4 protein-coding genes, 21 tRNA genes and 2 rRNA genes (2 of these 27 cut by a window edge) are annotated in these 7,500 nt (G+C 48.9%); 3 read left to right on the top strand and 24 right to left on the bottom strand.

Annotation, left to right across the window (positions count from 1 at the left end):
• A protein-coding gene (locus MKY24_RS02015; protein WP_023986659.1) for a Crp/Fnr family transcriptional regulator crosses the window boundary here: on the bottom strand, positions 1 to 215 show its 5' portion. Its footprint begins 526 nt before the window's first position; only the first 215 of its 741 coding nucleotides appear in the window; its start codon is at positions 213 to 215; the stop codon falls past the left edge of the window.
• Positions 216 to 514: 299 nt separating this feature from the next.
• On the opposite strand from MKY24_RS02015, the gene MKY24_RS02010 reads away from it, so the two are divergent.
• From MKY24_RS02010 to MKY24_RS02000, 3 genes are all read left to right on the top strand, one after another.
• On the top strand, positions 515 to 964 hold the full coding sequence (locus tag MKY24_RS02010; RefSeq protein WP_028542674.1) for a GAF domain-containing protein: 450 nt from the start codon (positions 515 to 517) through the stop codon (positions 962 to 964).
• Positions 965 to 1,106: 142 nt separating this feature from the next.
• The gene (locus MKY24_RS02005; RefSeq protein ID WP_023986657.1) at positions 1,107 to 1,760 is read left to right on the top strand and encodes a response regulator transcription factor; all 654 of its coding nucleotides are present in this window, start codon (positions 1,107 to 1,109) and stop codon (positions 1,758 to 1,760) included.
• Positions 1,753 to 2,856, top strand: coding sequence for a PAS domain-containing protein (locus MKY24_RS02000; RefSeq protein ID WP_023986656.1), 1,104 nt, complete (start codon positions 1,753 to 1,755; stop codon positions 2,854 to 2,856). Before MKY24_RS02005 ends, MKY24_RS02000 begins: the two co-directional genes overlap by 8 nt.
• A 200-nt stretch (positions 2,857 to 3,056) precedes the next feature.
• Here MKY24_RS02000 and MKY24_RS01995 read toward each other — a convergent pair.
• The 23 genes from MKY24_RS01995 to MKY24_RS01885 all read right to left on the bottom strand — a co-directional run.
• Positions 3,057 to 3,127: transfer RNA gene (locus MKY24_RS01995), tRNA-Gly, on the bottom strand.
• A gap of 9 nt (positions 3,128 to 3,136) precedes the next feature.
• A tRNA-Pro gene (locus MKY24_RS01990) sits at positions 3,137 to 3,210 on the bottom strand.
• 22 nt (positions 3,211 to 3,232) lie between these two features.
• Positions 3,233 to 3,309 (bottom strand) — tRNA-Arg (locus MKY24_RS01985).
• A gap of 26 nt (positions 3,310 to 3,335) precedes the next feature.
• Positions 3,336 to 3,406 (bottom strand) — tRNA-Cys (locus MKY24_RS01980).
• Positions 3,407 to 3,416: 10 nt separating this feature from the next.
• A tRNA-Gly gene (locus MKY24_RS01975) sits at positions 3,417 to 3,491 on the bottom strand.
• A gap of 6 nt (positions 3,492 to 3,497) precedes the next feature.
• Positions 3,498 to 3,584 (bottom strand) — tRNA-Leu (locus MKY24_RS01970).
• Positions 3,585 to 3,598: 14 nt separating this feature from the next.
• Positions 3,599 to 3,674: transfer RNA gene (locus MKY24_RS01965), tRNA-Lys, on the bottom strand.
• 4 nt (positions 3,675 to 3,678) lie between these two features.
• Positions 3,679 to 3,753 (bottom strand) — tRNA-Gln (locus MKY24_RS01960).
• A 17-nt stretch (positions 3,754 to 3,770) separates the two neighbouring features.
• Positions 3,771 to 3,843: transfer RNA gene (locus MKY24_RS01955), tRNA-His, on the bottom strand.
• A 19-nt stretch (positions 3,844 to 3,862) separates the two neighbouring features.
• Positions 3,863 to 3,948: transfer RNA gene (locus tag MKY24_RS01950), tRNA-Tyr, on the bottom strand.
• Positions 3,949 to 3,952: 4 nt separating this feature from the next.
• Positions 3,953 to 4,028: transfer RNA gene (locus MKY24_RS01945), tRNA-Thr, on the bottom strand.
• 26 nt (positions 4,029 to 4,054) lie between these two features.
• A tRNA-Phe gene (locus tag MKY24_RS01940) sits at positions 4,055 to 4,127 on the bottom strand.
• A 66-nt stretch (positions 4,128 to 4,193) separates the two neighbouring features.
• A tRNA-Asp gene (locus MKY24_RS01935) sits at positions 4,194 to 4,270 on the bottom strand.
• A gap of 25 nt (positions 4,271 to 4,295) precedes the next feature.
• Positions 4,296 to 4,369: transfer RNA gene (locus MKY24_RS01930), tRNA-Met, on the bottom strand.
• Between the two features lie 30 nt (positions 4,370 to 4,399).
• Positions 4,400 to 4,475: transfer RNA gene (locus MKY24_RS01925), tRNA-Val, on the bottom strand.
• Positions 4,476 to 4,481: 6 nt separating this feature from the next.
• Positions 4,482 to 4,553, bottom strand: a tRNA-Glu gene (locus MKY24_RS01920).
• Positions 4,554 to 4,585: 32 nt separating this feature from the next.
• A tRNA-Ser gene (locus MKY24_RS01915) sits at positions 4,586 to 4,677 on the bottom strand.
• A 3-nt stretch (positions 4,678 to 4,680) separates the two neighbouring features.
• Positions 4,681 to 4,754, bottom strand: a tRNA-Met gene (locus MKY24_RS01910).
• A gap of 34 nt (positions 4,755 to 4,788) precedes the next feature.
• A tRNA-Asn gene (locus tag MKY24_RS01905) sits at positions 4,789 to 4,864 on the bottom strand.
• A 4-nt stretch (positions 4,865 to 4,868) separates the two neighbouring features.
• Positions 4,869 to 4,944, bottom strand: a tRNA-Ala gene (locus tag MKY24_RS01900).
• 22 nt (positions 4,945 to 4,966) lie between these two features.
• Positions 4,967 to 5,043 (bottom strand) — tRNA-Ile (locus MKY24_RS01895).
• 36 nt (positions 5,044 to 5,079) lie between these two features.
• Positions 5,080 to 5,196 (bottom strand): 5S ribosomal RNA (rrf, locus tag MKY24_RS01890).
• A 151-nt stretch (positions 5,197 to 5,347) separates the two neighbouring features.
• Positions 5,348 to 7,500, bottom strand: a 23S ribosomal RNA gene (locus tag MKY24_RS01885); it runs 774 nt beyond the window's last position.

Raw genomic sequence — 7,500 nt, 5'->3', positions numbered from 1 at the left:
CCATCTTCTGTCGATTTACGAAGTTTAACATGACCTGAATGTATATAATAAAGCTGCTCTGCATCATCGCCCTCTCGGAAAAGCATAACGCCTGCCTTTACCTTCTTCCAGGACATAATATCTTTTAGCAGATCCAAATGTTCTTCTGTCAAATAAATCTGAATTCCCGTGCGTTCCGCTTCGTCCCCAAACCGTTCCATACAAGTGGCTTGCATGTTAGCGTCCTCCTCGTGTTTACCTGATATCTATATCATAATGTTTTAATGCCTGGGTTGTTATCGGGAGAACACCTGATTTTATACCTTCCTACTCCCTGATTTGCTGTGATAAATATCACTTCCAAAGTAAGCTAACGCCCCATTTATCGGCCTTTTCCCTACTCCTTACCCGACCAGATGAAAAGTCAGTGTTTCCTGCGCCTATAGATCAGGGGGTTCCCTGATCTACTTTTGTAACTGTCGGAACTACAATGAATTAGAGATATAGTTTGGTTATGAAAAAGGATGTGTCTTCTATGCTACAAATAACGGATGAAATGCGAAAAGAACTGAATCAGTTGAGAGATACTATTTATGGTGATCTCACTGCCCTTGCATTTATGTCCAAGTCGGGTGGTAAGTTGCATTGGTATTACGCCTCCGGTAGCCGAAGCAATCGCTATCGTCTTATTTCTTTTAAGATTGGCCATGGTATTGCCGGGATGGCTGTTCGCTTGGGACGTACCGTGACTGTAAGTGCTTTGCTATCAGGTAGTATACGTTTGCGTCAGGAATGTGCACTAATGCTGGCCGAGCAGCTTCACTCTGCTGTTGCTATTCCCTTTTCCAGCACAGGGGATCTGCCCAACGGTGTGCTGCTTCTTGGTAATCGTGATGTGAGGATGTTCACAGAGTCTGATGTAGCCGAGGCCACTCAAGTCGCTCAACGCCTTAGCCAACTATGTGCTTACCCTCTTACTCCATAGATCAACAATGTTCTGTAGATAATGAAACTCATAAAATACTTGATATCACTGTCCCTAACTATCTTTGTTGATTGAAATCCCTAAAATTTGCTATGATTATGACAAAACGCACGGTTTTTTTACCGTTCGAGGGGATGACAAATTGATTCGTATACTAGTAGTGGATGATCACGTTGTCGTACGTTCTGGCCTCATGGCCCTATTGGACGGCAAAAACGGTATCAAGGTAGTAGGAGATGCAGCAGACGGGGATGAGGCAATCCACAAGGCAGTGGAGCTACAACCTAATGTCGTGCTCATGGATTTTAGCATGCCACCTGGCAAAGATGGTCTCACGGCAACCACTGAATTAAAAAAAAAGTTGCCCGACACAGAAGTCCTTATTTTAACAATGCATGATGATGAAGAATATCTGTTCCGGGCCATTCAGGCTGGAGCATCCGGATATATTTTAAAAAGCGCACCTCACGAGGAGTTGCTCGCTGCCATCCAGTCTGTAGCCGAGGGTAGTGCCTACTTGTACCCGAATGCAACCAAACGACTGATGAGTGAATATCTGGACAAAATCAAACAGGAAGGCATAGCCGGACCCTATGAATCCCTATCTGAGCGGGAAAAGGAGATTCTATCGTGGGTAGCCAAAGGATATGCCAACAAGGAAATTGCCGAGCACCTAGTGATTAGCGTCAAAACCGTAGAGTCCCATAAAAGTAACCTTATGGAGAAGCTTAACTTGAAAACACGACCTGAGCTAGTCAAATTCGCACTAAAAAAGGGGCTGCTCCATTATGAATGAACCTTCTAATCCTTTACTGCAGCATGCCTTTGGTGAATCAACCGATACATTGCTGAATGATCTAGAAATTTATATACCAGAGTCCCCTTTTCTCCATGCACTACGTAACTCACTCCACCAACTATCCAATCTAAAATTTGCTCTAGATACGTCTTCCATTGTTGCTTTGACCGATCATCGAGGTATTATTCAGTACGTGAACGACAAGTTTTGTGAGATTTCGCAATACAGTCGTGAAGAGCTGATCGGTCAGGATCATCGTCTCATTAATTCAGGCTATCATACCCCTGCCTTCATGAAAAACCTGTGGACTACAATCCGTTCAGGTGAGGTATGGCAAGGAGAAATACGTAATCGTGCTAAAGATAACAGCTACTACTGGGTGAATACTACGATCGTTCCGTTTATGGACGAGGAAGGTAAACCCTATCAGTACTTAGCGATCCGCAATGAGGTCACTAAACTGAAGAAAGTAGAAGCAGAACTCCAGTCTATGATGACGCAAGTCATGCAAATACAGGAAGAAGAACGTAAACGCTTTTCAAGAGAGCTACATGATGGGATAGGACAAAGCTTGTTTTCACTTATTATTCAGTTAGATAGCCAACTTGCCGAACAACCTAGTGCTGCTCTGGAGAGTCTTCGTTCGCAGGTGACCGACATCATCAAAGATGTTCGTGGTCTAGCGTGGGAACTTCGTCCCTCAGTTCTGGATGATTTGGGTGTCGTCCCAGCTATAAGAACCTATATTGAAAACTTCTGTTCTCATTACGGGATTGAGGTGCATTTTCAATGCACTCTACGTAAACGCCTTGATATTCGCAAGGAAATAGCAATTTATCGGATTGTACAGGAGGCATTAACGAATGTAGCCAAATACGCAGATGTAGCGGAGGCATATGTCGACGTTGAGGATCAAGATGAAATGATACAAGTGACCATTCGGGATGAGGGCATTGGATTCTCTGGAAAGTCCCAAGGAGAGGGAGTTGGATTGTTCAGTATGGAAGAACGAGCTAGAGGGGTAGGGGGATTTATGAGCATGACCTCTGCTCCAGATGAGGGAACCTCCATCCAGCTGACCATTCCCGTGTAAAAACTGTCCACTAGATCGGTTATCGGTGTATACCAGTTGTATGATCAGAACGATATACACCGATACCGAGATTATGAATAATCAACACATTGTGGGTACATGAAGATAAATACAAAAAAAGAGAGAGCTCTGTCCCCAGACAGGCTCTCTTTATTTATAAGGTGTCACCACTGAGGCAACAAGAATCCGCTATAGCAAAAAGCGGGTGATGGGAATCGAACCCACGCTACCAGCTTGGAAGGCTGGAGTTCTACCATTGAACTACACCCGCAAATCAGTATCGGGATGACACGATTTGAACATGCGACCCCCTGGTCCCAAACCAGGTGCTCTACCAAGCTGAGCTACATCCCGACATTATACTTTTTTTAAGAAATGGCGCGCCCTGAGAGATTCGAACTCCCGGCCTTTTGATTCGTAGTCAAACGCTCTATCCAGCTGAGCTAAGGGCGCATATTTAAATCCATAATGAGCAGTCAAGGCGCCACCCAGATTTGAACTGGGGATGAAGCTTTTGCAGAGCTTTGCCTTACCACTTGGCTATGGCGCCGTATGGATAATGGAGCGGACGACGGGAATCGAACCCGCGACCCTCGCCTTGGCAAGGCGATGCTCTACCGCTGAGCCACGTCCGCAAAATATGGTGCGGTCGAGAGGACTCGAACCTCCACGGGGGTTAGCCCACACGGACCTGAACCGTGCGCGTCTGCCAATTCCGCCACGACCGCAAAATAATTATAAATGGTGAGCCATGAAGGACTCGAACCTTCGACACCCTGATTAAAAGTCAGGTGCTCTACCAACTGAGCTAATGGCTCTTAATGGCTGGGGATATAGGATTTGAACCTATGCATGACGGAGTCAAAGTCCGTTGCCTTACCGCTTGGCTAATCCCCAATAAATTAAGAATAAAGGGCGGCCGATGGGGCTTGAACCCACGAATGCCGGAGTCACAGTCCGGTGCGTTAACCACTTCGCCACGACCGCCATATGATTATGAAAAGACTGGTGGAGGATGATGGATTCGAACCACCGAACCCGTAAGGGAGCAGATTTACAGTCTGATGCGTTTGGCCACTTCGCTAATCCTCCAAAATGGTGCCGGCGAGAGGACTTGAACCCCCAACCTACTGATTACAAGTCAGTTGCTCTACCAGTTGAGCTACACCGGCACATTACTCATTTCCCACTTGAAAGGTGGCTCGGGACGGAATCGAACCGCCGACACGAGGATTTTCAGTCCTCTGCTCTACCGACTGAGCTACCGAGCCATATTTTGTTTTATTACTACACCATATAATCCGCACTATATATGTCAACTATATATGAGATTAAAATGGCGGAACTGACGGGATTCGAACCCGCGATCTCCTGCGTGACAGGCAGGCATGTTAGGCCTCTACACCACAGTTCCAGAGGCATTTCCAATAGGAAATTAATTGCGGGGGCAGGATTTGAACCTACGACCTTCGGGTTATGAGCCCGACGAGCTACCGAACTGCTCCACCCCGCGACATTAAAAGGGATTTATCAAATTTTCTTATGGTGGAGGCTGAGGGGATCGAACCCCCGACCCTCTGCTTGTAAGGCAGATGCTCTCCCAGCTGAGCTAAGCCTCCATATTATGACCCGTAGGGGATTCGAACCCCTGTTACCTCCGTGAAAGGGAGGTGTCTTAACCCCTTGACCAACGGGCCTTACAAAATAAGTTCTGATTCCAATAAATTTATGGCGGAGAGAGAGGGATTCGAACCCTCGCACCACTTTCGCAGTCTAACCCCTTAGCAGAGGGTCCCCTTATAGCCACTTGGGTATCTCTCCGAGTAGCGGCAGAGGGGATCGAACCCCCGACCTCACGGGTATGAACCGTACGCTCTAGCCAGCTGAGCTACGCCGCCACCTTATATATAAAAGTCAGAAATATTCAAAACATGGCTCCCCGAACAGGACTCGAACCTGTGACAACTCGATTAACAGTCGAGTGCTCTACCAACTGAGCTATCAGGGAATATTGGTGGAGCCAAGCGGGATCGAACCGCTGACCTCCTGCGTGCAAGGCAGGCGCTCTCCCAGCTGAGCTATGGCCCCAATCTTTTTGTTATTCTAGAAGTGGTGGGCCTTAGTGGACTCGAACCACCGACCTCACCCTTATCAGGGGTGCGCTCTAACCAGCTGAGCTAAAGGCCCTAACATGTAAAACTTCATCATCCTTTAAAGGATATCGCTTGGCGACGTCCTACTCTCCCAGGACCCTGCGGTCCAAGTACCATCGGCGCTGGAGGGCTTAACGGTCGTGTTCGGGATGGGTACGTGTGGAACCCCTCCGCTATCGCCACCAAACATGAATTTGCTGTGCAAATTCTACCGTACGGTTATTCGGTTCATCACTTATCGTGTGAATGAATAGCCATGCGCTTATCATATGTCACTTGTACATACTTTCAAGGTTACACCCTGAAAACTGGATCCGAAACTCATTTGCGTTTTATTTTAGGATAAGCCCTCGACCGATTAGTATTGGTCAGCTCCATGCATTACTGCACTTCCACCCCCAACCTATCTACCTCGTCGTCTTCAAGGGGTCTTACTAATTGGGAAATCTCATCTTGAGGGGGGCTTCACGCTTAGATGCTTTCAGCGCTTATCCCTTCCGTACATAGCTACCCAGCGGTGCTCCTGGCGGAACAACTGGTACACCAGCGGTACGTCCATCCCGGTCCTCTCGTACTAAGGACAGCTCCTCTCAAATTTCCTACGCCCACGACAGATAGGGACCGAACTGTCTCACGACGTTCTGAACCCAGCTCGCGTACCGCTTTAATGGGCGAACAGCCCAACCCTTGGGACCTACTTCAGCCCCAGGATGCGATGAGCCGACATCGAGGTGCCAAACCTCCCCGTCGATGTGGACTCTTGGGGGAGATAAGCCTGTTATCCCCAGGGTAGCTTTTATCCGTTGAGCGATGGCCCTTCCATGCGGTACCACCGGATCACTAAGCCCGACTTTCGTCCCTGCTCGACTTGTAGGTCTCGCAGTCAAGCTCCCTTCTGCCTTTGCACTCTTCGAATGATTTCCAACCATTCTGAGGGAACCTTGGGGCGCCTCCGTTACTCTTTAGGAGGCGACCGCCCCAGTCAAACTGCCCACCTGACACTGTCCTCGCACCGGATCACGGTACCAAGTTAGAACCTAGATACGATCAGGGTGGTATCCCAAGGATGCCTCCCTTCAAGCTGGCGCTCAAAGTTCAACGGCTCCCACCTATCCTGTACAGATCGTACCCAAATTCAATATCAAGCTGCAGTAAAGCTCCATGGGGTCTTTCCGTCTTGTCGCGGGTAACCTGCATCTTCACAGGTATTAAAATTTCACCGGATCTCTCGTTGAGACAGCGCCCAAGTCGTTACGCCATTCGTGCGGGTCAGAATTTACCTGACAAGGAATTTCGCTACCTTAGGACCGTTATAGTTACGGCCGCCGTTTACTGGGGCTTCGGTTCATAGCTTCGCCCGAAGGCTTACCACTCCCCTTAACCTTCCAGCACCGGGCAGGCGTCAGCCCGTATACTTCGCCTTGCGGCTTCGCACAGACCTGTGTTTTTGCTAAACAGTCGCTTGGGCCTTTTCACTGCGGCCCCCTCGGGCTATTCACCCTACCGAGGCACCCCTTCTCCCGAAGTTACGGGGTCATTTTGCCGAGTTCCTTAACGAGAGTTCTTCCGCGCGCCTTAGAATTCTCTTCTCGCCTACCTGTGTCGGTTTGCGGTACGGGCACCTTCTCCTGGCTAGAGGCTTTTCTTGGCAGTCTGAGATCATGACCTTCGCTACTATAATTTTCGCTCCCCATCACAGCCCAGCCTTACGATGTGCGGATTTGCCTACACACCAGCCTCACTGCTTAGACGGACATCCATCAGTCCGCGTCACTACCCTACTGCGTCACCCCATCGCTCATAACGGATTACGGTGGTACAGGAATTTCGACCTGTTGTCCTTCGACTACGCCTATCGGCCTCGCCTTAGGTCCCGACTTACCCTGAGCGGACGAACCTTCCTCAGGAACCCTTAGGCTTTCGGCGGATCTGATTCTCACAGATCTTTTCGTTACTCATACCGGCATTCTCACTTGAATGCAGTCCAGCGCTCCTTACGGTACACCTTCAACCCGCATTCAACGCTCCCCTACCCCTGATGCAAGCATCAAGCCATAGCTTCGGTGGTGTGTTTAGCCCCGTTACATTTTCGGCGCAGAGTCACTCGACCAGTGAGCTATTACGCACTCTTTCAATGGTGGCTGCTTCTAAGCCAACATCCTGGTTGTCTGTGCAACTCCACATCCTTTCCCACTTAACACACACTTGGGGACCTTAGCTGATGGTCTGGGCTGTTTCCCTTTCGACAATGGATCTTAGCACTCACTGTCTGACTCCCGGAACTAAATCTATGGCATTCGGAGTTTGACTGAGCTTGGTAACCCTTGCGGGCCCCGCACCCAATCAGTGCTCTACCTCCACGATTCTTTTTTCCGAGGCTAGCCCTAAAGCTATTTCGGGGAGAACCAGCTATCTCCGGGTTCGATTGGAATTTCTCCGCTACCCCCACCTCATCCCCGCATTTTTCAACATGCGTGGGTTCGGGCCTCCA

Source organism: Paenibacillus sp. FSL P2-0322, assembly GCF_037975315.1.
GTDB lineage: Bacteria > Bacillota > Bacilli > Paenibacillales > Paenibacillaceae > Paenibacillus > Paenibacillus polymyxa_B.
Note: the sequence above shows the minus strand (reverse complement) of the source record. Positions and strands in the feature narration are given on the sequence as shown.

Excerpts from the sequence above, each read along its gene's own strand:
- MKY24_RS02010 (WP_028542674.1), top strand. The coding sequence starts at position 515 with ATGCTACAAATAACGGATGAAATGCGAAAAGAACTGAATCAGTTGAGA.
- MKY24_RS02000 (WP_023986656.1), top strand. The coding sequence starts at position 1,753 with ATGAATGAACCTTCTAATCCTTTACTGCAGCATGCCTTTGGTGAATCA.